The organism is Streptomyces sp. NPDC060002 (assembly GCF_042737245.1).
In the GTDB taxonomy this organism is placed as follows: Bacteria; Actinomycetota; Actinomycetes; order Streptomycetales; family Streptomycetaceae; genus Streptomyces.
Genome location: NZ_JBHWUW010000012.1, coordinates 118,275 through 142,567 on the forward strand (window position 1 = coordinate 118,275; position 24,293 = coordinate 142,567).

Consider the following 24,293-nt stretch of genomic DNA (forward strand, 5'->3'; position numbering starts at 1 on the left):
CATGGTTCATGTTCAGCGATCGTCGGAATGCGGTGGCATCTGGACGCCCGCACCGTGATTCTGGCGTGGTCACCGCCGACACCTGGTCCGGTTTGCCTCGACGCCCCGTTCCCCGTCACCGGCTACCGCTCCACCCTCACCGTCCACGAGGTGCCCTGCGAGCCGGAGACGTCCCGGGTCGAATGGTCCCGCGGCTTCACCCCGGCCGGCGTCGGCGACGAGGAAGCCGTGGCCCTCTTCCACGGCATCGACGCCGACGGCCTCGACGCGCTCCTGCGCATGGTCACCGATGCCTGACCGCATCGCCCCGCACGCCGGGCACCGAAAGGGTTGTGGGGAGAGTCAGTGACATCCCTCACGTGCCCGGTCCCCATCAACGTGCCGCGATAGTACGTGGCGTGTGGCCGACATAGGCGGATCTGGCATATGGAAGCAGGCATACGCGGCACCCCGGCCGGGGTCACCGGCCCGGGGCACCGGCCTCGAGCCGCCGGACCGCCTCTGCCGTCCTTCTGACGGAGTGTGAGGCGCCGTCGGCGTCCGGCGCGGCGGCCCGGCACAATCCCGGGCCGGATTCAAGGGGCGCCCTCGCCTACTAGGCGAGGTAGTGGAAGCCCCCGTTGCCGTGCCCTCGCGCGGCTTTTAACAATGACGGCTCCGCAAGGCGTCCCCGCAGGTCAAGCGCAGTGTCTGTGCGAAACCGAGCCCGCCGGAGGCGCAAGGAGAGTCGACCGAACGAGGTCCGCATGAGGAACCAACGGAAGCACCGCAGGAAGACGCGCCGCCGGCCCATAGCCGTCGCCGTCCTGGCGATGGGCGCGGTGGCGGTGCCGTCGGCCGCCATGGCGTGCATGGGCGACGGAGGAGCGGAGACCATCACTGCCACGTCCAGCGGTCCCTGGACGGACGGGAGGAAGGCGTCCTGGAACGGAGACCGGACGGACGGGAGGAAGACGTCCTGGGACGGGCACCGGGGGCGGGACATCCGGACCGCGAAGCCCACGGCGACGGCTTCGCCCTCGGCCTCGCCGACGATCTCTCCCGGGACTGCGGCGCCCGCCCCGGAGAAGCCCAAGGCGCCCGTCTCGAAGACGACCGCCCTGCCCGCCGCGACGAGGACCACCGCCGCATCGAAGCCGACCGCCGCACCCCCCTCGACGACGACCGCCGCACCGAAGCCGCCCGCCACCACGGCCCCCGCCGCCGGCACGGCGACCCCCGCGTCCGCCGCCGTCGCCCGCGTGGTCGCCCTGGTCAACAGTGAGCGCGCCAAGGTCGGTTGCTCCCCGGTCACTCTGAACGCCAAGCTCTCGCAGGCCGCCCAGGCTCACAGCGCGGACATGGCGAGCCACAACACCATGTCACACACCGGTTCCGACGGGTCCGACCCGGGACAGCGGATCACGCGCGCGGGCTACCTCTGGAGCACCTACGGCGAGAACGTCGCGTACGGGTACTCCACGCCCGAGCAGGTCATGGCGGGCTGGATGGCCAGCGCCGGTCACAAGCGCAACATCCTGGACTGCGGCTTCAAGGAGATCGGTGTGGGGGTGGCGCAGCCCGGCAACTACTGGACGCAGGACTTCGGCACGGTCCGCTGACGCTCACGGCGTCCACGCCCGTCACGGCCCGCCGACCATCGCGAGCGGCCGCGGCGGGCGTGGGTGCCGTTCTGTCCAGAACGTAGGTGCTGCGCGAGTCCGGGTCGCCAAAGAAGAAGTAGACGCGAGGGCCGTGATGGTGGGCAGCGAAGAAGGGTGTCGCCATGGGCCTGATGTTGCGCGCCACCCGCGACGAGGGCGAACAGGAGTCACCCGGGGCACGCACCGGGCATCTGCTGCACCCCGTGTCCGCCGGGATCTGTGTGTCGCTGTTCGCCCTGTTCGCTGCCGGGGGCAGCGTCTCCGGCGACGCGCTGGGCAAGGTCTTCACCACCCCTGAACCCCCTCGGGGTGATCGTCGGCCTGGTCGCGGGCAAGATCCTCGGCATCTTCGCCGGCACCTACCTGGCCGCCCGCTTCACACGCGCCCAGCTCACCCCGGAGGCTGAGGCGTCCTGCTGATGGCGGGCGGCCCCGAGCCGGGCGCGGAGGTTGGCCGCGAAGTCTTCGGCGCGGGCCAGTTGGACGCGCAGGTCCTCGATCTTACGGGCGGCGCCCTGCTCGTAGGTCCCTATCCGCTTCAGGAGTGCTTCCCGCTCGTCGATGTCGGCCGGCTCGTTGGAGTCGAGGCGGTCGGTGGCGTCCAGGAGGTCGCGCATCTCGTCCAGGGTGAAGCCGAGCGGCTTCATGCGGCGGATGACCATGAGGCGGGCGATGTCGGCCTCGGTGTAGAGGCGGAAGCCGCCCTGGGAGCGGGCGGAGGGGATGACCAGGCCGGTTTCCTCGTAGTGCCGGATGGTGCGCAGGGACAGTTCGGTCCGTGTGGCGACCTCGCCGATCTGCATGTGCTTGCTGTCCACGCCCGTGGTCCTCACCCTTGTCGTCCCTGCCGCCGCGTCCCGTCGGCCCCGCCAACCTCTACTCTAACGTTAGGGTAGAGTTGCTGATGTTGAGGGACGGCCGCCCGCCGGCTTCCGCTGTGCGGCGCGGGCTTCGAGTCCGGCCCGCTGCCGTGCCAGGGCCGATGGTGCCCCCGGCGAGATCTTCGATCCTTGCGGGAGACATGCATGCGCGTGTTCATGGTCCTGCGCCGCTGCCTGCCCGCCGTGACGCTTCACCCCTGACGAGAGCCCCGGCCGCGTACGCGGCCGCGCTTGCCTCTCCGTCATGACAGACTTCCGGCCCGCTGAGCGGGCCGTCCGCGGGATGCCGGCCCGGCCTTCCGCGCCCTCCCGCACACCCCTGCCCGTCGGCGGGGTCTGCCCAAGCACGACAGGTAGCCGCTTTCTTGCCTACATCCGCCCTGTCCCCGGCCGCGCGTCTGCGCGGCCCGCGTCCCGACTGGCTGAACAATCCGAAGGTCTGGCGCACCGAGGTCCTGGCCGGCCTGGTCGTCGCCCTCGCCCTGATCCCCGAGGCGATCTCCTTCTCCATCATCGCCGGGGTCGACCCCGCGATCGGCCTGTTCGCCTCGTTCACCATGGCCGTGACCATCTCCCTCGTCGGCGGCCGACGCGCGATGATCTCCGCCGCCACCGGCGCAGTCGCCCTGGTCATCGCCCCGCTCAACCGCGAGCACGGATTCGGCTACCTCGTGGCCGCCGTCATCCTGGCCGGCGTCATCCAGATCGTCCTCGGCGCGCTCGGCGTGGCGAAGCTGATGCGGTTCGTGCCGCGCAGCGTGATGGTCGGCTTCGTCAACGCCCTCGCCATCCTGATCTTCATGGCCCAGGTACCCGAGATGCATGACGTGCCCTGGCCCGTCTACCCACTGATCATCGGCGGCCTCGCGCTCATGGTGTTCTTCCCGAAGATCACCACCGTGATCCCGGCCCCGCTCGTGTCGATCGTCATCCTCACCGTCATCACGGTCGCCGCCGGCATCGCCGTGCCGACCGTCGACGACAAGGGCGAACTGCCCTCCTCCCTGCCGGTGCCGGGCCTGCCGGACGTGCCGTTCACCATGAACACCCTGACCACCATCGCCCCCTACGCGCTCGCGATGGCATTGGTGGGCCTGATGGAGTCGCTGATGACGGCCAAGCTCGTCGACGACATCACCGACACCCACTCCTCCAAGACCCGGGAGTCGATCGGCCAGGGCATCGCTAACATCGTCACCGGCTTCTTCGGCGGCATGGGCGGCTGCGCCATGATCGGCCAAACCATGATCAACGTGAAGGTGTCCGGAGCCCGCACCCGCCTGTCCACCTTCCTGGCGGGATCGTTCCTGATGGTGCTGTGCATCGTCTTCGGCCCGGTCGTCTCCGGCATCCCCATGGCGGCCCTGGTCGCGGTGATGGTGATGGTGTCCTTCGCGACGTTCGACTGGCACTCCATCGCCCCCAAGACCCTCAAGCGGATGCCGACGGGCGAGATCGCCGTCATGGTCATCACGGTGAGCTGCGTAGTCGCCACCGACAACCTCGCCATCGGCGTCGTCGTCGGCTCCATCACCGCGATGGTCATCTTCGCCAAGCGCGTCGCCCACCTCGCCAACGTCACCTCCGTCGTCGACCCCGACAACGCCACGGTGGTGTACTCGGTGACCGGTGAGCTGTTCTTCGCCTCCTCCAACGACCTCGTCGGCCAGTTCAACTACGTCACCGACCCGGACAGGGTCGTCATCGACCTGAGCGCGGCACACGTCTGGGACGCCTCCTCCGTCGCCGCCCTGGACGCGATCGAGACCAAGTACGCCCAGCGCGGCAAGACGGTGGAGATCACCGGCCTCAACGACCCCAGCGCCGACCTCCACGGCAAGCTCACCGGCGAACTCGCCAGCCACTGACCTCACCGCTGTGCTGGCCGCCCGGGAGGACACAGCCCGCCTCGGGCGGCCATCACTGCGTCCGGTGCCGAAAACACGGGCACGCCCGACGGGCGGAGGGCCCGGGCGGCGTCGCGGCAAAGGCCGGATCACCGGATGCGCACGTCGCTCACGACGTGCGGGCTGCTGTTCATGGTCTCCTCCTCGATGGGTCGGATGAGGCCAGGAGACGCGGGCAGAGCCGGAGCTGCGCCCGGCGTCCTCGAGGATGGCCCCCTGCCCGGGCTCGGCGTCGCGCTTGCCTCGCTCGCGTCGCGCACGCCGACCACTGAGACGATCCGGCTGCTGTTCCGTGTCCAGAACCATCAGCAGGCTCGGTATCCGGCGCGCTCGGTCTCCGGCGCCGGATACCCGCGCCAGGTCCAGAAGGCGCCGCGAACACCGGACCGGAAGGGCGTCACCCGCTTCGCGGATCCTGATTGCGCGGTGCACGACCGCCGTCGATCGCTTCTCCGCGTCTTCGTCGCGCCCCTCCCGTCGTCTCCACCACACCACGGAGGACCGCCCGGCCACCAGGGCCGATCGGCCCCGATCGGCCGCGACCGTGGATACGACGAGCCGACGTTGAGTCCCAGGGAGGCGACACAAGGTCGAACAGTTCGTACAGAACCCCCGGCGTGGGCGCATCCCGCTCACTCATCCGGTCGAGAACCGACTGATGGGGAGGGCCCATACGGGCTTGCGTGCAGGTACCTTGCGGACCATTGCGCGGACCGGACGGCTCATGCGCCCCCGCCTTCTTCGCGGTTGGCTGGAAGCAGAGAGAACACATCGATCAGGGAGGGTGATGACAGTGGGTACGAGTCTCACGCCGGAGTTCCGGGAGCGGTTCAGATTGCTCGCCGGTCATCTCGATAGGCTGGAGATGAGCTCTTCGCGGCTGTTGACTCCGGTCTTTCGGTAGATGGCCTTGAAGTGATCATTGACGGTGTGCAAGGAGAGATTCAGACTGCGGGCGATCTGTTTGACGGCCAGTCCGTCCAGAGCCCGTCGGATGACCATCTGTTCCCTCGAGGTGATCCCATACAGGACGGCCGCAGCGGGCAACAGCACGTCCGAGGATGCGGATTGGATGGTCACCGCCACACCGCCGGGGCCTGACTCGTCGAGCGGTTGAGCCTGCAATACGATCCACCCGTCAGGTCCGGGGATACGGCTCAGTGCTTGACGGCCCGGCTGTCGTGCCGCGAGGGCGATATTCCAGACGTGCGCGAATATCTCGTCCTCGTCGGCTGTCACGTTCTCCGGCACGAGCCTACGCACCCATTCACGGCCGGTTACGGTCACGGCTCTTATGATGTCGTCGCCGTCGATCACCACAACGCCTGGCGCGGGTGCGGCACGGACGGGACGCAGGAAGCGGCCGGCGACGTACTGCCTCAGAGTACCGGCCAAGGGGCCGGAGAGCCGCCCGGCGAGTACGGCGTCGGTCGTCGAGAAGGGTCTGCTGCCTCTCCCTCTCAGCAACACCAGTACGCCCCACGCCATCCCCTTGAGGGTCAGCGCGATCCGCATCTCGCTGCCGACTTCGGCCGCGTTCATGATTTCTTCGTGCTGGACGCTGTGTTGTTTGTCGGGTGCGTCGGAGTCGAGGACCGCGACGGGACAGGCACTTCTGACCAGACCGGCTACGGTGTGCCGGTCGTGGCCGAGGATCTCCTCGGTTTCCAGTGCGCGGTAGAAGGCGGCTCCGTAACCGTGTTCTTTGGCCAGGAAACACGCGGCTCCGGTGAGCGGGTCGACTCCTCTCAGCATGTATCCGTCGTGCGGTACGAGTTGCGCGATCTGCCGTGAAATCACCGTGCCCAGTTCGGGAACGGTGGTGGCCTCTGCTGTCGCACAGGGCAGGGTGCGGGAGATAAGTTCCAGGTCCGGATTCATGGAGGGAGTGTGGATCGGCACGCCTTCCCCGGCCCGCATATTCGGCACGTTGGCCGACAGGGAGCGCTCGGTGGCGCGTATCCAACCTCACCCGGAGGAAACGGAATTGGAAGATTCGATTCCCGCCATTGCCGAAGGGTTGTCGCCCGGCCCTGGGACGGCCATGGGCCGGGCGGTTCAACTCATCCCGTCAGCACTCCCGAATGGCCCCGGTGTGGTAGGCGGCGTTGTCGTCGACGTACGCTCCGTACGTCCACCCGGTGACGAACAACTCCTGTTTGGTGCTGGCGGTGTAGCGCTCCGTCAGCGTGTGGTACCAGACGTTTCCCTGGTTGTTGATGTTGTCACCGCGGCCCCAGCAGTCGGCGATGATCGCGTCACCGAAGCCCATGTCCGGGACGCCCACCTTGCCGTCGCGCGTGTGTGTCGTGTTGTAGACGCCCACCCCGGTGGTCGAGGTGATGGGGATCAACGCGGCCGCGGCAGACGCGCTGCCGGTCGCCAGAGCCAGCGCGCCGGCGCTCAGTACTGCCACGACAGCGCCACGGCGCCGCAGGATACTTCTCATCATCATTTCCCCCTGATCACTGCCGGCAATGTGCTGCCGTGCGGAGCGTGCACCGAAGTCCGGAACACACTCTGGACAATGGCCTGGCCGGGAAAATGTGTGAAGCCCCCAGAAATAGGGGGGTGACAACATGTCGACGGTGTGCCCTGTCGCAGCTGACGCACTGCGCCGACGCCGTGAGGGTCGGGGCGGACGATCATGGCAGCCTTCGGAGCCGCCGCGGTGACAACGGCTGCATCGCAATTCCCGACGACTCCACAGCGGCACGGCGGTGTTGCAGCTGTAAGCGGCCTGTGAGCGGAGCCGCGAGGAGCATCGCGCCCGCGCCCACGAACGCCGCCCCGCAGCAGCGGCGGAGCGACGTCGGGGGAGGAGGGCCGAAATCCGGCGACGATCACTTCCGGAACTCCCGGTGGTCGTCGTGCTCGCCGCAGTAGGCACATCTCGGATCATGTGCGGAGCCAGGTCAGGAGGGCTGCGAGGGTGGCGGTGCCGAGGTAGATGTAGGCGCGTTTCTCGTTGATGGCACGTTCCACTGCGTGCTAGGCGGTCGGCGCGCTCCGCCCCGACCGCCGCTCAGCTCATGTCGTCCTGCGGGGAGACGGCGAGTAGTCCCAGATAGCTTGCCCGCCGTAATTCAAAGCCGAGTGGTTACCGGCTTCCAGGTGTTCCAGGACTGCTCGCTGCACGGGGGTGGTGGGAGTCAGGCGGAGGGCTGTCGGGCGGTCCGCAGGCGATTGTCCGAAGGCGTGGTCCAGTGCGTCCCGGTCGCCGGGGGTGAGGCCCGTCTTGTCTGCCGGGCCGGGGCCCTTGTGGTTGATGTACTGGTACTTGCTGGTGAAGCGGCGGATCTCGTGGTCCTCGGGGAAGGAATCTGCCACCGCAGGGTCGTTGATCCAGCTGCCGACGTAGCAGGGGGTGGCGTCGTAGCCGAAGCGAACCCCGTCCGCGTACCGCCGCGGGAGGCGGCAGAAGAAGTAGTGGATCTCGTGAGCCCAGGCCCTGTCTGCAGGGATCGCGAACGGCTCGGTGCCGTAAGGCAGCCGTACCTCGATGGAGATGTTCGATGCCCGGCAGTCGAGGCCGTCGAGGCGGTAGCGGCGGCCCTGGAACACCGGCAGCAGGTAGTCGTCGTACGGGAAGGAGACCGGAGCCTCGGCCGCAGCTCCCGTTGCCATCTCAGCAGGCCGGGGTGACTAGAGCGGTCGTACGCGTCAGCCAGCCGGCATGACGCTCAGTAGCAGCAAGAGTGTCACCGGCAGGAGCGTGATCACCAGTGCCGCTCCGGCCGCCAGGAGAGCTATCGTCAAGACTTGTGGATCAGTGATCAGAACCAGTTGAACGTGTCCTTCAGGAGGCGGGCGAACTTCGCCCTCCTGCTCGCGTTCGCTCGCCAGGTCTCCTCGGCTTGAACGCTGGCGGTTGTGACTCCAGCCTGGCCGGCCGGGTTCTCCGCCGGTATCAGACGGCGGTTGGCGATGAGCATCCCAACTCGGATGAGTGTGACGCCCAGGCGGCGGGCGGCTTCTGGCTGGGACATCCAGGCGTCGTCCTCGACGGTGTCCACCTTGAGCAGAACGTAGCCGCGGTTGTTTCGCGACCAAGACCGCCCCTGCCGACGTCGTTCATGCATCACGCCGCGGCCGTAGGTCGCTCGAGCAGGAGGCCGCGTTCGAAGCGGGCTCCGGCGCGGACGAGGGCGACGAGGTGGGGAGCGTTCACGGCTAGCCACCGCTGCTGTGCGGACTCGACGAGCTTGAAGACCATGGCCAGGGCGGCGGCCGGACTGCCGGCGCCCCGGGTGACCTTGGTTCGCAGACGCACCGGGGCGGATGTCGACTCGATCGGGTTGGTTGTCCGCAGGTGGATCCAATGCTCGGCGGGAAAGTCGTAGAACGCCAGCAGCTCGTCGACGTCGTCGGTGATCTCCTTGACGGCCTTGGGGAACTTCGCGCCGTAGGCCTTGGCGAAAGCGGCGACCGCCTTGAGCGCGTGGTCGCGGTCCTCGGCGTTGTAGATCTCCTGCAGGGCCTTCTTCGCGCCGGGCTGGGCGGACTTCGGCAGGGCGTTCGCGATGTTGGCGATCTTGTGAACCCCGCACCTTTGATGCCGGGTCTCGGGGAACACCTCGGCCAGGGCTTTCCAGAACCCGAGCGCGCCGTCCCCGATGGCGAGGGCGGGAGCGCGCATGCCCCGGCGTGCGCAGTCCCGCAGCAGGTCGGCCCACGAGTCGGCGGATTCGCGGTAGCCGTCGTTCATGGCGATCAGCTCTTTGGTGCCGTCCGAGCGCACGCCCATCAGCACAAGCCCGCACGACTTCGCCTCACGCAGGCGTATGCGCAGGTGGATGCCATCGGCCCAGACGTAGACGTAGTCGCTGGTGGACAGATCGCGCTCGCCGAACGCGGCGTGGTCGGCCTGCCATTGCTGGGTGAGGCGGGTGACCGTCGCCGGTGAGAGGCCGGCCGTCGAACCGAGGAACTGCTCAAGGGCGGGCACGAAGTCGCCAGAGGACAAGCCGTGCAGATAGAGCGGGGGCAGCACCTCGCTGATCTTCGGGGACTTGTGGCACCACGGCGGCAGGATCGCCGAGGAGAACCTCTCGCGCTCGCCGGTGGTCTCGTCGACGCGCTTGTCGTTGACCCGAGGGGCCTTCACCTCGACGGCCCCGGCCGCGGTCGTGACCTTCCTCGCCTGGTGGTAGCCGTCGCGGACCACCAGACGACGCCCGTGTTCATCCCGCTGATCGGCCAACTCGGCTATATAAGCGTTGACTTCGGCTTCCAGTAAGGCAGCCAGCATCCGCCTCGCGCCCTCCCGGACGATGCCGTCGATCAGGGAGCCGGCCTCGGTCGTTCCATCGGCATTCACTACGCTCAGCACGGGCGTGCCTTCCCGACCGACGGTGCAACGTCGGCCTACTCGATGACCAGAAGTCGATCACTCGGAAGGTACGCCTTTCGCGTCCAATCCGAGGCCGATCCACAAGTCATGAGCATTGCTCCGCCAGGATGCGGAACGTTCTGAACGAGCGGCGGTGGGGAAAGGGGCGGCGGGCTCGGCCGAGATCACCTCGCCGAAGACGACGCGCCCTCCGTACTGGCGCACTTGCTCCCGGCCTCGCTCAAGGATCTCGGGGGGCGGGGTGCCGTCCAGGACGATGAAGCCGTGTATGGCCTTGGCGGGCGCGTTGCGTGGGGGAGCCGCTGTCGTCGAGGTCACGACGACCGAGCGGCGGGAGCGGGCGAGCATCAGCGCACCGTTCAGCCCTGCGGCGCCCCCGCCGATCACCACCGCATCGACGGCCCCACCGGGCAGGGCGTCACTCGCGTATGGAGTTGTCACAGCCATGGCCTCCTGCCTTTCCTCGTCCACTGGTCCCAGACGTTGCGGACCATCTGCACACGACGTTAAGCCGGAGTTGCGTAAAAGGCATACACTGTTGCTCGTGACGCAAGAAGATGGAGATCTGGACAGCCTCGTACGCAAACGCATCCGCGCTCTGCGGGTGGCGCAGGGCTGGTCCCTGGAGGAACTGGCCACCCGCGCCCACCTCAGCCAGTCCTCACTGAGCCGCATCGAGAACGGCCAGCGCCGCCTCGCACTGGATCAGCTGGTCACTCTCGCCCGCGCCCTGGACACCACGCTGGATCAGCTTGTGGAGACCGCCACCGACGACGTCGTCACCAGCCCGACGATCGACAGCACCCACGGCCAGATGCGCTGGACCGTCAAGGCCGACCCCGGGATGAGCGTGGTGCGCCAGCGCATGACCGAACCACCCCCCGAGAACCAGGCGCGCATGCGTGCCCACCCGGGGCACGAATGGCTCGTCGTCCTGTCCGGCACCGCGATCCTCATGCTCGGCCACCGCCGCTTCCGCCTCGAGACCAACCAGGCCGCCGAGTTCCCCACGATGATGCCGCACGCCATCGGCGCCGACGGCGGGCCCTGCGAGATCCTGGGCATCTTCGACCGCGATGCCCGCCGCGGCCACCAGCGCGACGGCGACGGCGGCGACGCTCGGGGCGCTCCCGAATGACGGCGCGGGCCGCGCGACGGCCTCCGCAGCGGTGACCTCTTGCGCGTCGGGCAGCACCCCCGACCATCGCATTGCGTAAACGGGAAGATTTCGTGCTGCAGGCGCATAGCCCCCTTAGCGTGAAGAGCATGAACCACGCACACACCGACACCCTTCATCACGGCGCTTCGCACGGTCACCACCACGAGCACGCAATGGACGGCCAGGCGGAGATCCTCGACCTGGACGCCGAGGTCCTCACCGAGCACACCGCCTCCATCACCGCATGGCTGCCACTGCATACCGGCCCGCAGCACATCGTGGATCTGGGCTGCGGCACGGGCGCGGGCACCTTCGCCCTCCTCGACCGCTTCCCCGACGCGCACGTCACCGCCGTCGACGCCTCCGCCGAACACCTGCAGCGCCTGCGCACCAAGGCGTGCACCCGCGGCGTCCAGGAGCGCGTACGCACCGTGCAGGCCGACCTCGACGACGACGCCTGGCCCGACCTCGGCTCACCGGACCTGATCTGGGCATCGGCCTCGATGCACCACATGGCCCACCCCGACCGCGCACTGCGCACCGTCCACGACACGCTCGCGCCCGGCGGCCTGTTCGCCGTCGTCGAACTGGCCGGCCACCCCCGCTTCCTGCCCGAAAACGCTCCCAAGGACCGGCCCGGCCTGGAAGAGCGCGTCCACGCCGCAGCCGACCGCCGCCAAGCCGAACACATGCCCCACCGCGGCGCCGACTGGGGCCCGATGCTGACCGCCGCCAGCTTCACCGTCGAGGGCGAACGCGCCATCGCCGTGAACCTCGAAGGCTCCCGCAGCGAAGCGATCGGCCGCTACGCCACCGGCGTCCTGCAGCGCATTCGCGGCGTCATCGCAGACAGACTCTCTCCCGAGGACCTCACCGCGCTCGACCAGCTCCTCGACACCAGCAGCCCGCACAGCATCCTGCGCCGCGACGACCTGACGGTACGCACCGAGCGCACCGTCTGGGCCGCCCGCCGCATCTGACCACGGATGGTTCCTCCCGCCAGGGCGGGCCCCGCCTCCGAGCCCGCGGACGGTGAATGGCCGGGTACGCTTTTCGTCCCGCTGGTCAGCTGCACTTTGCGGCGAAGCCGTCTTCGTCAGGTGGGAGTGGCGATGTTGGCGGCGGCCGCTGCACGCAGACGGTTGTGTTCGGCCCAGGCGGACAGGATGTCGTCGCTGAACTCCTCGACCGCGCGGATCGCCCACAGGAGCAGGGGGCCCATGGTCTGCTCGGCGATCGCCTCGGTGGCGTTCTCGCCGCCCGGCGTCGCCGGTGGCAGGTAGTCGTCCACCCCCTCGGTCTCCCACGGCGGGCAGCCGATTCCGCTGGGACGGCCGCTGAGCTGGTCGAAGACCCCATTTCCTTCCGGAACGTGTCGGGGAATGAGGGCCAGTGGATGGTGCTGTGCGTGACGCCAGGGTTGGCGTTCATGGGGATCAGCGGTCAGGCTGGCGCCGCGTAGCGTGCGATGGGGCGCGCAGACCGCCCTTGTAGGGGCCGAGCGCTGGCAGGGCAGGCTCCCCACGCGCAATGAGGAATCGTTGGACCGGCCCGTGGATCTCCACGTAGTCGCCGGTGTTGTAGGAGCCGCTGCCCGGAGCGAGCGCCGTCGACGATCCGGTGGGTGGGGATGACGGGAGTGTCGGGTGGGGGAAGGACTCGGACAGGGGCTGGGGTGGCCGTCACGGGGCGAGGTCTCCGTTGAGCAGCAGGGCGATGAGTTCGCGGGGGTCGGTGTCGGTCACGTTGGCCAGGGCGCGGATCCACACCGCGGCGCCGAGCTGGCCCTTGAGGTACGACCTGGCCGGCAACCTCACCTCCCAAGGAGCCGAGCAGGGCGAGCCCGGTGACGCCGTCGGTGCTGGTGCGGATCTTGTCGCCGTCGGTGGTCCCGTCGGTGCCGTAGCCGTAGCCGTAGCCGTAGGTGTAGGCCAGGTCGACCAGGGTGCCTGGTCGGAGGTGACCTTGATGGCCTTGGGGCGGCTGGACGCGTCAGGGGTGATCTTCTGCACCGTACCGCCGGGGTAGGCGGTGGTGGTGCGGATCGCCTCAACAGCCGCCGTACCCAACCGAAACGGCGAGGCTAGTATCCGCCGTCGTCCGCACGCTCGCCCTCGGGGGTGCGTCGGATACGCCACACGGCGAAAGCGGCTCCAAGGGCCCCGCCCCCGAAAGCTGCCACACCTCCCCCCACGTCGCTGTGCGAGAAACACGTGACGAGCAGGCCGGCCAACGTGGCTCCGACCAGCAGGTACATGAGGACGATGAACCCCGCAGCAAGGCGTCGGTCCCGTAGCGGTGGCAGGCCCCCGCTCATCCGCTCGCTCCCGCAGCAATGTTCGCGCTGATCCCCGCATCAGTGCACAGGCGCACAGCGGCACGACTGGCAGGGGGGTTCATCTGCGTGAAGTGCGCGCTGTGACGGCATCGTTGCATGAGTTCCTCGATTCGTCCCAGTGGGTTCGCTTGCTTGTCGTATGTCCCTGAACGGCCGCGATGACCGGAAACGAAAGCGCCTGAGCGCGGCTGGTCAGCCGGGGCTGAGAGTGGTCGTCGACGGCGGTGTTATGCCGGGCCGGTGCCCTCTTTGCCTGACGAGAGTCGCCGGGTCACGGAAGTTGAGTCAGAACCGGAACTCGTGGGCGTCGAGCCTGCGCAGTCTCCCCGCCAGCTCGGGGCTTGGCGGGCACTCTATTGGTAGGTCGAAGTCACCGCCCTGCGGGAATAGGCTCCCACCAGCCATACGGCGACAAGCAGTCCCATGAGCACCCACCCTCCTGCCATACCGCGCACCACAAGGAAGATAGAGAATGCAATTCCTACAAGAACAAGAATGCTGCCGGCGATGAATAGATTCTTGCTCAGGGATTTGCGCCCTGCTCCCATGTCCGACTCAGTCATTGGTATATCCCTTTCCGGCGACCTGGTGGCGAATGATTTTGTTCGCCACCAGGCTGCTCATCAGGTCACAAACTCGAAACAGCGTTTGAGGCGATCTGGCCAGCTGCCCAAGAACCGGCGAAACAGACAGCTTGACCTGCTACGGCCGATGCACCCGCCGTAGGCAATGCTCCACCGATCATGGCTGATTCACACACGAATCCGAAGGCGGCCCCGGCAACCACCCCTGCCACATCCGCCCACAGCCCCTGGGTGTCACCCGTTGCGAGGTGATAGCCGCCCTGGATGGCATCCCCGACTACACCCAGCGAGTCCCAGGATGCCAGTCCGTTGGGGTCGATGCGGTTGACGGGGTCGCCTTCGGCGTAGAGATAGGGGTTCCGTTCTTGGCCGGAGGGGTCGGGCTGGGTGAAGCGGCCGATGTTGGCGTCGTAGTAGCGGGCCTGCAGGTGGTACAGGCCGGTGGGGTCTTGGTAGTTGCCGGCGAAACGGTAGGGCTGGTCGACCGGTTCTGAGGACTGCGCCAGCAGGCGCACACCGCGGGGGCTGTAGGCGTAGCTGTCGACCTTGTTGCCGTCCTGGTCCGCCAGACCGATGACGCTGCCGATCGCGTCGGTCAGGTAGAAGTACGTCTTGCCCCCGGTCGTCATGGAGTTCAACGTGCCCCCGGGCTCGCGATTGAAGCCCATGTCCACACCGGCAGTGGACTTGGCGGAGAGGCCGAGGGGGCCGTTGTGGAAGTAGGTGTCACCGAGCCTGATGCGTTCGTTCTGGTCGGTGGAGCCGTACTGGCCCGCGTAGGTCTTACCGTTGACGGTGATGGACGCCATCTGCGAGTGGTCGGACCAGGTTTCGCCGGTGCGGACGTAGTCGTCGGTGGAGGCGGCGGCGGTCTCGTTGCCGATCGCGTCGTAGGACCAGGCGCCCGTGGTGCTGGACTTGCTCGTCAGCTGCTGGGCGTCGTTGTAGGTGTAGGTGGTGCCGCGCGGGCAGCCCTGCTCGGTGCCCTGGGAGGTGAGGTTGCCGGCCAGGTCGTAGCAGTACTGCCAGGAGTCGGCGATCGTGCCGCCCTTCTCCTCCTTGGCGTAGGAGAAGCGGCCGGCCCCGTCATAGCTGTAGGTCCGCTTGAGCCCGGTGACGCCGTCGGCGCTGGTGCGGATCTTGTCGCCGTCGGTGGTCCCGTCGGTGCCGTAGCCGTAGGTGTAGGCCAGGTCGACCAGGGTGCCCTGGCCGGAGGTGACCTTGATGGCCTTGGGGCGGCTGGACGCGTCAGGGGTGATCTTCTGCACCGTGCCGCCGGGGTAGGCGGTGGTGGTGCGGACGTCGTTGCTGTCGTACTTGTACGTCGTCGACCGGCCCTGCGGGTCCTTGAGTTCGGTGAGCTTGTTGACCTCGTTCCAGGTGTAGTCGACCTTGCCGGCCGGGTCCTGGTAGTAGTCGACGTTTCCGGCAGGGGTGTAGGCGAGCAGGGTCTGGGAGCCGTCCTGCAGGTGGCGGACCGTCTCCCGCTGGAGCGGGTCGAAGTCGTACTTGATGGTGCCGGTGCCGTCCGAGCGCTGGGTGAGGTTGCCGTCACCGTCGTACCAGTAGCGGACGGTGTCGTTGGTAGAGGACACCGTCTTGATGCGGTCGAGGTTGTCGTAGGCGTAGACGGTCTTGATGCCGCGGGCATCGGTGACGGTCTCGGTTCGGCCCAGGGTGTCGTAGGCGTATGTCGTCTTGCCCAGCGGCGCCGGCGCTTGGGCCCACTCGAGGTTGCCCTTGGCGTCGAAATGGAAGTCGGTGGTGACCGTCTTCGTCGACGTCATCTTCGTCTTCTGCGCACAGCGCTGGCCTTCGAAGCCGCCGCAGGTGGGGGTGGCGGGGTTGTAGTCGTAGGAGACGCTGCCGCCGCCGGTTCCCGTCTGCGCCACGGACTTGGTGTTGCCTGCCGTGTCGTAGGTGAAGGAGGTCTTCTCGCCGTCGGCGTTGGTGGAGTCCTTGGGCACGTCGCCGCCGGCGACGGTCTGCCAGGTATTGACCGTCTTGCCGCCCGTCGGTGCGACAGCGGTCTCCAGGTTGTTGCGGGCGTCGAAGCCGTAGTCGGTGACGTTGCCCGGAGTGGTGCCCGAGCCCATCGCGTCGACGGCGGTGTCGATGTTGTGGTTCGCGTCGAACTTCGTGGAACGCTTGTGCTGGAGAGCGTCCAGGACCTGGGAGACCTGGCCGTCGCCATCGTGGGTGTACTTGGTGGCGTGGAGCTCAGGGTCGGTCGCAGTGGTGATGCCCGCCGCGGTCGGAGAGCCGGCGCTGTAGGCATAGGTCCACGTGGGGCCGGTGTGGCCGTCACTGTCGAAGCCGGTCCCGCGCAGCATGGACGTGACGCGGTTGGTGTCGTCGTAGGTGAAGACAGTGACCCGGCCCTCAGCGGTGGTGATCTTGTCGATGCGGCCGGAGGTGTCGTACCGGAAGGCGACGGTCTTGCCCTCGGTGTCGGTGGTGCCGGCCAGATTACCCGCGCTGTCGAGGTTGAACACGGCGGTGCGGCCGGTGTTGTCCTTGGCCTGCCACTGTGAGGCGTCCGTCTTGAGGAGGTCGATCCAGCGGCCCGAGCGAGTGTCGGTCAACTCGAAACCCTTGTGCTCGCTGCCCTCGTCGTGCTGGGCAACGGTGATCGTTCCCTTGTTGCGGTCGGTGACCTTGGTCAGCGTCCCGTTCGCGTCGTAGGTGTCCTTGGCGCCCGACTTCCACTTGGAGAGCGTGTAGGTGCCGTCGGAATTCTTCTTCAAGTCCTGCGAGTAGCCCTTGGGTGTGGTGAAGGTGCCGTCGCTGTTCTTGGTGAAGCGGACGGTGGCTCCCGAGGCGTCGTAGAAAACCGCCTCGGTGGAGGAGATCGACAGGTAACGCTCGTACTGCTGCCACCAGCGCTGGGTAACCTTTCCCCAGGGGGCGTCCAGCGAGTTGTACGTCCGCGCCAGCATAAGGCGCTGCCCCACGCCGGCGACGTCGAAGTCGGTCGCCGTCAGCATCAGGTTGCCGGTGGAGTGGTCGATCCGCGCGGTCAGTGCGTCGGTGATCGCGAAGCTGGTGTAGCGATGCCAGGGGACGTCACCCTGTCCCTCCGGCACCACGCTCAGGATCGCGGCATCACCGGCGGCCGCGGACGCATTCGCCTTTCCGGAGCCGCCCTTGGCACGCTCGCGCTGGCCACGCGACCAGGGCACAAGAGCATCGCTCGTCGGATTGGTCGCAGCCTTGGATGCCACCGGCCTGTTCGAGCCGACCTTCACCGCCGGCATGCTGAAGTCGGAGCTGCCCGAGCCCCACACCGTGACAGGTTTCGTCTCGTCAGCCACCGCGCTCGCGCCCGCCAGCACCGAAGCGGACAGCGCGGCGATCGTGACGAAAGCCAGCGTCGACAGGCGGGTGGATCTCTTACGGGCACGCTGTGACGGCATGCCTAAGACACGCGTGTGCATGACTTCCCCCATAGAAAGCAGACCCCAGCAACCCCAGCGGCCACCAGGCGCCCACAACTTGTCACTGCAATCGCACAAGAGATCGGGCTGTTCCCGTGATCCCGTCTGCCATACGGGCGGAAACCAGCCCCTCCTCTCCAGTCGGACAAAGCCCTCAGAAGGTGAGAAGGATGACGGGTCTCCCCAGTCGGCGCGTCATCGGTGAGGTATTCGCCGTTGATAGTTGACCGAAAGCTTTCTATCCGACAACTATTGAGAAGGTGTGGCAATCCCAACCCGCAAAGAACTACTGGCCCGCTGCTTTACTGTGAGGCCGGGGTGGCGGCTCGGACTCCCGCCACCGCCTGTAGCGGTGAGCGTGCGGCATCAGCTCGCCTGAGACTACTGCGAAGGCTGGCCTCGACCGCCCGACCCGAAGACGTCCCCGCACGACCGCCGGAGCGCTGGTGACAGCAAACGGCGACTCAGGGCACCATGCACACCCGTCGGGTTCGCGGAACACCCCCCGCGACGGCGGAGAGGACCCGGCGAGCGCGTCGATGTACGCCTGGCGGTACGGAGCCACCCCTGCGGACACGGGGGTGCTCCGAGTATCGCCAACCTCGGTGCGGGGGCGGGACCCGGCGGTGATACTGCGGTGACCGATCGGGCAGGTGCCGAGGAACAGGTGGCTCAGGACGAGATTCGGCATCCGGCGCTGACCGGTGAGTCCTGGCCGGTGATCGGTGATCGGTGATCGGTGTACGGATGCGTCGCGAGGACCGGAACCCGCAGGCGGCATCCTGGCGGCCGGCCCCGCGGGCCAAGCCGGAGGACGTCCTGGCAGCCGTAGCCGGCGTAGTGCGGCAGTCAGGTGGAGGGGGCCCGGTCGGACTTGGACCGGATGGAAGCGCGAAGTTCGCAGAATTCCGGAGGCGGATACGCCGGAACCCGGAGGTGAGCCCTCGGACGGTGGGCCGCTGCATACGGGTGGACTGCTCCTTCACCTGGCTCGAGGACGTTCGACGGGCGGCGGATTCAGAAGGGAGGCTCGTGGGCCACCGCGTCGTGGCCCGGCATCACGGCGTCCACCGCCTCCACGTCGCAGATGTCACCGCGCACGCAGGCGTACCCGGGATGATGAGCCACCAGCGCGAGGCTTCCCTCGACGCCCGAATAGGTGAAGTTGTCCAGGACGGTAATTCTGCTCTCGGAGTCCGCACTCAGCACGGAGCGAACGAACTCGGACCCGACAAACCCTTCGCCGGTAACCAGGATGCGCATAGTGGGCAGATTCTAGCGCCACTCGATGTGTGACCGAATCGGCCGTCAAAGTCATACGCTGTCGCTATGCGAGGCATTCTGTTGGCCGGTGGCACTGGCTCCCGATTGTGGCCGCTTACTCGATCGGTGTCGAAGCAACTGCTGCCGGTCTTCGACAAACCGATGGTTTACTATCCTATTTCTACCTTGGTCATGGCCGGCATCAGGGAAATCCTGATCGTCACCACGCCCGACGACCAGCCCCAGTTCCATCGCCTGCTCGGCGACGGCAGCCAATGGGGCCTCCGCCTTCAATACGCGGTGCAGGCACGCCCGGAGGGCATCGCGCAAGCCCTCGTGCTCGGTGCGGATTTCATCGGGGACGAGGGTGTTGCCCTGATCCTGGGCGACAACATCTTCCACGGCAGCGGCCTCGGCACCAGGCTCGCCCAGCACTCCGACATGAAGGGAGGCAGGGTGTTCGCCTACCCCGTCGCCGACCCGTCGGCTTACGGGGTGGTGGAGTTCGACGAGCTGGGCCAGGTGCTGAGCATCGAGGAGAAGCCGGCCCGTCCGAAATCCAGGTACGCGGTGCCCGGACTGTACTTCTACGACAACCGGGCGGTGGAGATCGCCCAAGGCCTTCGCCCCAGCGCTCGTGGGGAGTTGGAGATCACGGAGGTCAACCGGGCCTATCTGGACACCGGTGAGCTCTACGTCACCCCGCTCGACCGGGGCACGGCCTGGCTGGACACCGGGACCTTCGCCTCGATGGTCCAGGCCTCGGAGTTCGTCCGGGTGATCGAGGAGCGGCAGGGCCTCAAGGTCGGCTGCATCGAAGAGACGGTCTGGCGGTCCGGACTCGTCGGCGACTCCCAACTGCGCCTGCTGGCAAAGCCGCTGCTCCACAGCGGCTACGGCCAGTACCTTCTCGGGCTGCTCGAGGAGGGTGAGCGGTGAAAATCCCGCGAGTCGACGATCGCCGGCGCGTTCGAGATCGTCCCGCAGGTGCACGGCGACCAGCGCGGGCTGTTCACCGAGTGGTACCGCTTCGACCGGCCGGCGGAGGGAGGCGGTGGCACTTGCCCAGGCCAGTTTCTCGGTGTCCGCCAAGGGCGTGGTGCCCGGCATCCACTTCGCCGACGTGCCGCCCGGGCAGGCCAAGTACGTCACCTGCGTGCGCGGTGCGGTGTGGGACGTGGTGGCCGACCTGAAGGTCGGCTCGCCCACCCTCGGCCGTTGGGAGGGCATCCGTCTGGACGACATCGAGCGTCGGGCGGTCTATCTCCCGGATGGCCTGGGTCATGGCTTCTGCGCGCTCACCGACGACGCGACCCTGACGTACCTGTGCTCGACGACGTACCGGCCGACCGGCGAGCACGCGGTCCATCCGCTCGATCCGGACCTGGCATCGAGTTGCCGGCCGACGCACCGCTGCTCTCCGCCAGGGACGCGGCGGCACCGTCGTGGGCCGAGGCGGTGGCGAGGGGGATGCTGCCGTCGTACGACGCATGCGTGGCGGAGAGCATCGTTTCTGTCTGTTCAGCCCCGGGCGGGCCCCAGAAGCGAAGGACGAGCAGCCCGAATGCAGGCCCGTGCGCCAATTGAATGAAGTGCAGCGACATTCGCTGTCAATCGTCGTCGTGGAATCGGGCCCCTGCACAATGCTGCTGGCACGACTGCGCAATAGTTTGGGCGCTCATTCATGCCGCCCGACGTGCTGGTGTGGCATGCCCGTGTGGCCCGTCAACCACCTCTGCGTATTAGTTTTTGAGCGCTGCAGGAAGGTTCCGTCATGAAGCGTCAGTCTCTTCGCAGATCGTGGGTCCGGGCCGTCACTACGCTCTCGGCGGCGGGGACTCTTGGCCTGCTCGTCAATCTCGGTTCGTCGACGACCGCTCCAGCCAACGCGGCAGTTGTGTCCGTCGATCACTCCATCGGTGTGCCAGGCCCGAACGGTGCTGTGAGTGCCGACTTCGAGCCCCGCCCACCGCGGACGGCCGAGGGCGACGGTGACGAATCAGGTGGGCATGGAACGGGCAATGGCAAGCCACATAAGCACCCGCGCCCGCACCCCCACCCACCAGGCCCCCACCGACCAGGCCCCCAGGGCACGCAGGGGTTCCAGGGCACTCAGGGGTTCCAAGGCACCCAGGGGTTCCAAGGCGCGCAGGGCACACAGGGGTTCCAAGGCACGCAGGGCTTCCAAGGCACGCAGGGCTTCCAGGGCACTCAGGGGTTCCAGGGCACGCAGGGCAGCCAGGGCACCGGGTCCCAGGGTTTCCAAGGCAGCCAGGGGTTCCAGGGCAGTCAGGGTTCTCAGGGCACCGGGTCCCAGGGCAGCCAGGGCGGGGCGGGCCCGCAGGGAAGTCAGGGAAACCAGGGCGGTGCCGGGGCGCAGGGCAACCAGGGTGGTACCGGAGCGCAGGGCAGCCAGGGAAACCAGGGCGGTGCCGGGGCGCAGGGCAACCAGGGTGGTACCGGAGCGCAGGGCAGCCAGGGAAACCAAGGCGGCACCGGAGCCCAGGGCAGTCAGGGTGGTCTCGGGGCGCAGGGCAGTCAGGGGGACGCCGGCTCGCAGGGAAGTCAGGGGGGCGCAGGAGCCCAGGGCAGCGAAGGCAGCCAGGGCGGTGCCGGGGCGCAGGGCAACCAGGGAGGTACGGGCTCGCAGGGCAGCCAAGGCGGGCTTGGCAGCCAGGGAAATCAGGGCAATCAAGGCGGGATCGGAACCCAGGGAAGCCAAGGCGGTCAGGGGTTTCAGGGCGACACCGGCACACCCGGATCCCAGGGCGGCCCTGGCATCCAGGGTGGTCCCGGTGTTCAGGGCGGCGCGGGTGTGCAGGGTGCTCAGGGTGGTATCGGTCCGCAGGGTTCTCAGGGTTCGCAGGGCAGCCCGGGTGGTTCGGGAGCTGGGCCACAGGGCAGTCAGGGCAGCCCCGGCACCCAGGGGTTCCAGGGCAGCCAAGGCAGCCAGGGAGTCCAGGGCGGCACGGGCGCCCAAGGGGACCAGGGCAGTCAGGGATTTCAGGGCGGCCAGGGGTTCCAGGGCGGCGCCGGAGTCCAGGGAAGCCAAGGCGACGCCGGCTCGCAGGGCAGTCAGGGCGGTATCGGTCCGCAGGGCGGCGAAGGCAGTCAGGGCGATGTCGGCAGTCAGGGCAGCCAGGGCGGCGCCGGTGCGCAGGGCAGTCAAGGTGACGCGGGAACGCAAGGAAGTCAGGGCAGCCAGGGCGATGTCGGCAGCCAGGGCAGCCAGGGTGGTCCCGGGGCGCAGGGCAGCCAGGGTGACGTGGGGGCGCAGGGGAGTCAGGGCGGCGAGGGCGGTACGGGAGCCCAGGGCAGCCAGGGTGGTCCCGGCAGCCAGGGCAGGCAGGGCGATGCGGGGGCGCAGGGGAGTCAGGGCGGCGAGGGCGGTACGGGAGCCCAGGGCAGCCAGGGTGGTCCCGGCAGCCAGGGCAGTCAGGGCGATGCGGGGGCGCAGGGGAGTCAGGGCGGCGAGGGAACGCAGGGCGGTCAGGGGTTCCAGGGCGGCCCCGGCAGCCAGGGCAGCCAGGGCGGTGCCGGTGCGCAGGGCAGTCAGGGCACCGAAGGCGGCACCGGAAGTCAGGGCAGTCAGGGCAGTCTCGGGGCGCAGGGCAACCAGGGCGGCACCGGAGTCCAGGGCAGCCAGGGCGGCGAGGGCGGTACCGGAGCCCAGGGAAGTCAGGGTGGTTCTGGCAGTCAGGGAAGTCAGGGCACGCAGGGCGACATGGGTACGTCGGGGACCGCGGGCAGTCAGGGTTTTCCAGGGTGGTCCCGGTGTTCAGGGCGGCGCGGGTGTGCAGGGTGCTCAGGGTGGTATCGGTCCGCAGGGTTCTCAGGGTTCGCAGGGCAGCCCGGGTGGTTCGGGAGCTGGGCCGCAGGGCAGTCAGGGCAGCCCCGGCACCCAGGGGTTCCAGGGCAGTCAGGGCAGTCAGGGCGAAACCGGTGTGCAAGGGGGCCAGGGCAGCCAGGGGTTCCAGGGCGGCCAGGGGTTCCAGGGCGGTGCCGGAGTCCAGGGCAGTCAAGGTGACGTCGGCAGCCAGGGCAGTCAGGGCGGTACCGGAGCCCAGGGCAGCCAGGGCAGCCAGGGCGACGCCGGAGTCCAAGGCGGCCAGGGCGATATGGGGACGCAGGGTTTCCAGGGGAGCCAGGGTGATGCCGGGGCGCAGGGCAGCCAGGGCGGTACCGGAGCCCAGGGCAGCCAGGGCAGCCAGGGCGACGCCGGAGCCCAGGGAACCCAAGGCGGTGCCGGGGCGCAGGGCAGCCAGGGCGGTGCCGGGGCGCAGGGCAGCCAGGGTGATCTCGGCCCGCAGGGCAGCCAGGGCAGCCAGGGCGGTGCCGGAGTCCAGGGCAGCCAGGGCGGCGACGGAGCCCAGGGCAGCCAAGGCAGCCAAGGCGACGAAGGCGCGCAGGGCAGCGAGGGCGGTACCGGGCCGCAGGGTAGCCAGGGCGGTATCGGAGTCCAGGGCAGCCAGGGCGGCGACGGAGCCCAGGGCAGCCAGGGCAGCCAGGGCGGCGATGGAGCTCAGGGCAGCCAGGGCGGCGCCGGCTCGCAGGGCAGCCAAGGCAGCCAAGGCGACGAAGGCGCGCAGGGCAGCCAGGGGTTCCAGGGCGACTCCGGTGCGCAAGGAACCCAGGGCAGTCAAGGGTTCCAGGGCGACTCCGGTGCGCAAGGGTTCCAGGGAAGCGGAACCCAGGGGAGCCAGGGCGACATCGGCACGCAGGGCAGTCAGGGCGGTCTCGGCAGCCAGGGCCTGCAGGGCAACCAGGGTGGTTCTGGCAGTCAGGGAAGTCAGGGCACGCAGGGCGACATGGGTACGTCGGGGACCGCGGGCAGTCAGGGTTTCCAGGGTGGTCCCGGTGTTCAGGGCGGCGCGGGTGTGCAGGGTGCTCAGGGTGGTATCGGTCCGCAGGGTTCTCAGGGTTCGCAGGGCAGCCCGGGTGGTTCGGGAGCTGGGCCGCAGGGCAGTCAGGGCAGCCCCGGCACCCAGGGGTTCCAGGGCAGTCAGGGCAGTCAGGGCGAAACCGGTGTGCAAGGGGGCCAGGGCAGCCAGGGGTTCCAGGGCGGCCAGGGGTTCCAGGGCGGTGCCGGAGTCCAGGGCAGTCAAGGTGACGTCGGCAGCCAGGGCAGTCAGGGCGGTATCGGCCCGCAGGGCAGTCAAGGCAGCCAGGGCGACGCCGGAGTCCAGGGCAGTCAAGGGTTCCAGGGCGACACCGGCACACAAGGCACACAAGGCAGCCAGGGGTTCCAGGGCGATACCGGCACACAAGGCACACAGGGCAGTCAGGGGTTCCAGGGCGGCCAGGGTTTCCAGGGCGGCACCGGAGCGCAGGGCTCCCAGGGCGACACCGGGGCCCAAGGCACCCAAGGCGGCGCGGGCCCGCAGGGCACGCAGGGCAGTTCCGGCGCGCAGGGCAATCAGGGCAATCAAGGCGGCACCGGTGTGCAAGGGGACCAGGGCAGTCAGGGGTTCCAGGGCGGCCAGGGTTTCCAGGGCGGCACCGGAGCGCAGGGCACCCAGGGCGGCACCGGAGCGCAGGGCGCCCAGGGCAGCGTCGGCACGCAAGGCAGCCAAGGCAATGTCGGAGCGCAGGGCATGCAGGGCAATCAGGGCTCCCAGGGCGGCGCCGGAGTCCAGGGCAGTCAGGGGTTCCAGGGCGGCCAGGGTTTCCAGGGCGGCACCGGAGCGCAGGGCACCCAGGGCGGCACCGGAGCGCAGGGCGCCCAGGG

18 protein-coding genes and 4 pseudogenes are annotated in these 24,293 nt (G+C 68.5%); 9 read left to right on the top strand and 13 right to left on the bottom strand.

Annotated elements, in window-relative coordinates; all coding sequences use genetic code 11:
- Positions 1 to 27 precede the first annotated feature (27 nt).
- The 3 genes and pseudogenes from ACFWBD_RS14240 to ACFWBD_RS14250 form a co-directional block, all read left to right on the top strand.
- Positions 28 to 297: a hypothetical protein gene (locus ACFWBD_RS14240; protein WP_385666753.1), complete on the top strand. Its 270-nt coding sequence runs from the start codon at positions 28 to 30 to the stop codon at positions 295 to 297.
- 449 nt (positions 298 to 746) lie between these two features.
- Positions 747 to 1,601, top strand: coding sequence for a CAP domain-containing protein (locus ACFWBD_RS14245; RefSeq protein WP_385666754.1), 855 nt, complete (start codon positions 747 to 749; stop codon positions 1,599 to 1,601).
- Positions 1,602 to 1,744: 143 nt separating this feature from the next.
- A pseudogene (locus tag ACFWBD_RS14250) lies at positions 1,745 to 2,045 on the top strand (Na+/H+ antiporter NhaA); the annotation flags it as partial.
- On the opposite strand, the gene ACFWBD_RS14255 reads toward ACFWBD_RS14250, so the two are convergent.
- Positions 2,003 to 2,461, bottom strand: coding sequence for a MerR family transcriptional regulator (locus ACFWBD_RS14255; protein ID WP_385666756.1), 459 nt, complete (start codon positions 2,459 to 2,461; stop codon positions 2,003 to 2,005). The pseudogene ACFWBD_RS14250 and the gene ACFWBD_RS14255 overlap by 43 nt on opposite strands.
- Positions 2,462 to 2,889: 428 nt before the next feature.
- On the opposite strand from ACFWBD_RS14255, the gene ACFWBD_RS14260 reads away from it, so the two are divergent.
- Positions 2,890 to 4,392 (top strand): SulP family inorganic anion transporter, encoded by a 1,503-nt coding sequence (locus tag ACFWBD_RS14260; protein ID WP_385666758.1) that lies wholly within the window; start codon positions 2,890 to 2,892, stop codon positions 4,390 to 4,392.
- Between the two features lie 885 nt (positions 4,393 to 5,277).
- On the opposite strand, the gene ACFWBD_RS14265 is transcribed toward ACFWBD_RS14260, so the two are convergent.
- The 6 genes and pseudogenes from ACFWBD_RS14265 to ACFWBD_RS14290 form a co-directional block, all read right to left on the bottom strand.
- Positions 5,278 to 6,312, bottom strand: a complete 1,035-nt coding sequence (locus ACFWBD_RS14265) for a helix-turn-helix transcriptional regulator (protein ID WP_385666760.1) — start codon at positions 6,310 to 6,312, stop codon at positions 5,278 to 5,280.
- A gap of 190 nt (positions 6,313 to 6,502) precedes the next feature.
- Complete coding sequence (locus ACFWBD_RS14270) at positions 6,503 to 6,847, bottom strand: hypothetical protein (protein ID WP_385666762.1); 345 nt, start codon at positions 6,845 to 6,847, stop codon at positions 6,503 to 6,505.
- A 614-nt stretch (positions 6,848 to 7,461) separates the two neighbouring features.
- Positions 7,462 to 8,058: a hypothetical protein gene (locus ACFWBD_RS14275; RefSeq protein WP_385666763.1), complete on the bottom strand. Its 597-nt coding sequence runs from the start codon at positions 8,056 to 8,058 to the stop codon at positions 7,462 to 7,464.
- Between the two features lie 149 nt (positions 8,059 to 8,207).
- Positions 8,208 to 8,447, bottom strand: a complete 240-nt coding sequence (locus ACFWBD_RS14280; protein ID WP_385666765.1) for a DNA-binding protein — start codon at positions 8,445 to 8,447, stop codon at positions 8,208 to 8,210.
- A gap of 65 nt (positions 8,448 to 8,512) precedes the next feature.
- Positions 8,513 to 9,763, bottom strand: coding sequence for an IS256 family transposase (locus tag ACFWBD_RS14285; protein WP_385666767.1), 1,251 nt, complete (start codon positions 9,761 to 9,763; stop codon positions 8,513 to 8,515).
- A gap of 162 nt (positions 9,764 to 9,925) precedes the next feature.
- A pseudogene (locus ACFWBD_RS14290) lies at positions 9,926 to 10,231 on the bottom strand (FAD-binding protein); the annotation flags it as partial.
- A gap of 97 nt (positions 10,232 to 10,328) precedes the next feature.
- Between ACFWBD_RS14290 and ACFWBD_RS14295 the strand changes: the two are divergent.
- A complete protein-coding gene (locus tag ACFWBD_RS14295) occupies positions 10,329 to 10,922 on the top strand; it encodes a helix-turn-helix domain-containing protein (RefSeq protein WP_385666769.1) in 594 nt (197 codons plus the stop codon).
- Between the two features lie 128 nt (positions 10,923 to 11,050).
- Complete coding sequence (locus tag ACFWBD_RS14300; RefSeq protein WP_385666771.1) at positions 11,051 to 11,923, top strand: class I SAM-dependent methyltransferase; 873 nt, start codon at positions 11,051 to 11,053, stop codon at positions 11,921 to 11,923.
- Positions 11,924 to 12,039: 116 nt separating this feature from the next.
- Here the strand turns inward: ACFWBD_RS14300 and ACFWBD_RS14305 are convergent, their stop codons facing one another.
- From ACFWBD_RS14305 to ACFWBD_RS14325, 5 genes are all read right to left on the bottom strand, one after another.
- Positions 12,040 to 12,234, bottom strand: a complete 195-nt coding sequence (locus ACFWBD_RS14305) for a hypothetical protein (protein WP_385666773.1) — start codon at positions 12,232 to 12,234, stop codon at positions 12,040 to 12,042.
- Between the two features lie 391 nt (positions 12,235 to 12,625).
- Complete coding sequence (locus ACFWBD_RS14310; RefSeq protein ID WP_385666775.1) at positions 12,626 to 12,754, bottom strand: hypothetical protein; 129 nt, start codon at positions 12,752 to 12,754, stop codon at positions 12,626 to 12,628.
- 880 nt (positions 12,755 to 13,634) lie between these two features.
- Entirely contained in the window at positions 13,635 to 13,844 is a 210-nt protein-coding gene (locus ACFWBD_RS14315) for a hypothetical protein (protein ID WP_385666777.1), read from the bottom strand.
- A 65-nt stretch (positions 13,845 to 13,909) separates the two neighbouring features.
- Complete coding sequence (locus ACFWBD_RS14320) at positions 13,910 to 17,281, bottom strand: RHS repeat-associated core domain-containing protein (RefSeq protein WP_385666779.1); 3,372 nt, start codon at positions 17,279 to 17,281, stop codon at positions 13,910 to 13,912.
- Positions 17,282 to 18,319: 1,038 nt separating this feature from the next.
- Positions 18,320 to 18,565 (bottom strand): NAD-dependent epimerase/dehydratase family protein, encoded by a 246-nt coding sequence (locus ACFWBD_RS14325; protein WP_385666781.1) that lies wholly within the window; start codon positions 18,563 to 18,565, stop codon positions 18,320 to 18,322.
- 66 nt (positions 18,566 to 18,631) lie between these two features.
- Here ACFWBD_RS14325 and rfbA point away from each other — a divergent pair, with 66 nt between their 5' ends.
- Both rfbA and ACFWBD_RS14335 read left to right on the top strand, forming a co-directional pair.
- A complete protein-coding gene (rfbA, locus tag ACFWBD_RS14330; RefSeq protein WP_385666783.1) occupies positions 18,632 to 19,504 on the top strand; it encodes a glucose-1-phosphate thymidylyltransferase RfbA in 873 nt (290 codons plus the stop codon).
- An 18-nt stretch (positions 19,505 to 19,522) separates the two neighbouring features.
- Positions 19,523 to 20,152 (top strand): annotated as a pseudogene (locus tag ACFWBD_RS14335) (dTDP-4-dehydrorhamnose 3,5-epimerase family protein).
- A 412-nt stretch (positions 20,153 to 20,564) separates the two neighbouring features.
- On the opposite strand, the gene ACFWBD_RS14340 reads toward ACFWBD_RS14335, so the two are convergent.
- Complete coding sequence (locus tag ACFWBD_RS14340; RefSeq protein ID WP_385666784.1) at positions 20,565 to 21,752, bottom strand: hypothetical protein; 1,188 nt, start codon at positions 21,750 to 21,752, stop codon at positions 20,565 to 20,567.
- A gap of 757 nt (positions 21,753 to 22,509) precedes the next feature.
- Between ACFWBD_RS14340 and ACFWBD_RS14345 the strand changes: the two are divergent.
- Positions 22,510 to 24,293: pseudogene (locus tag ACFWBD_RS14345) on the top strand (collagen-like protein); the annotation flags it as partial.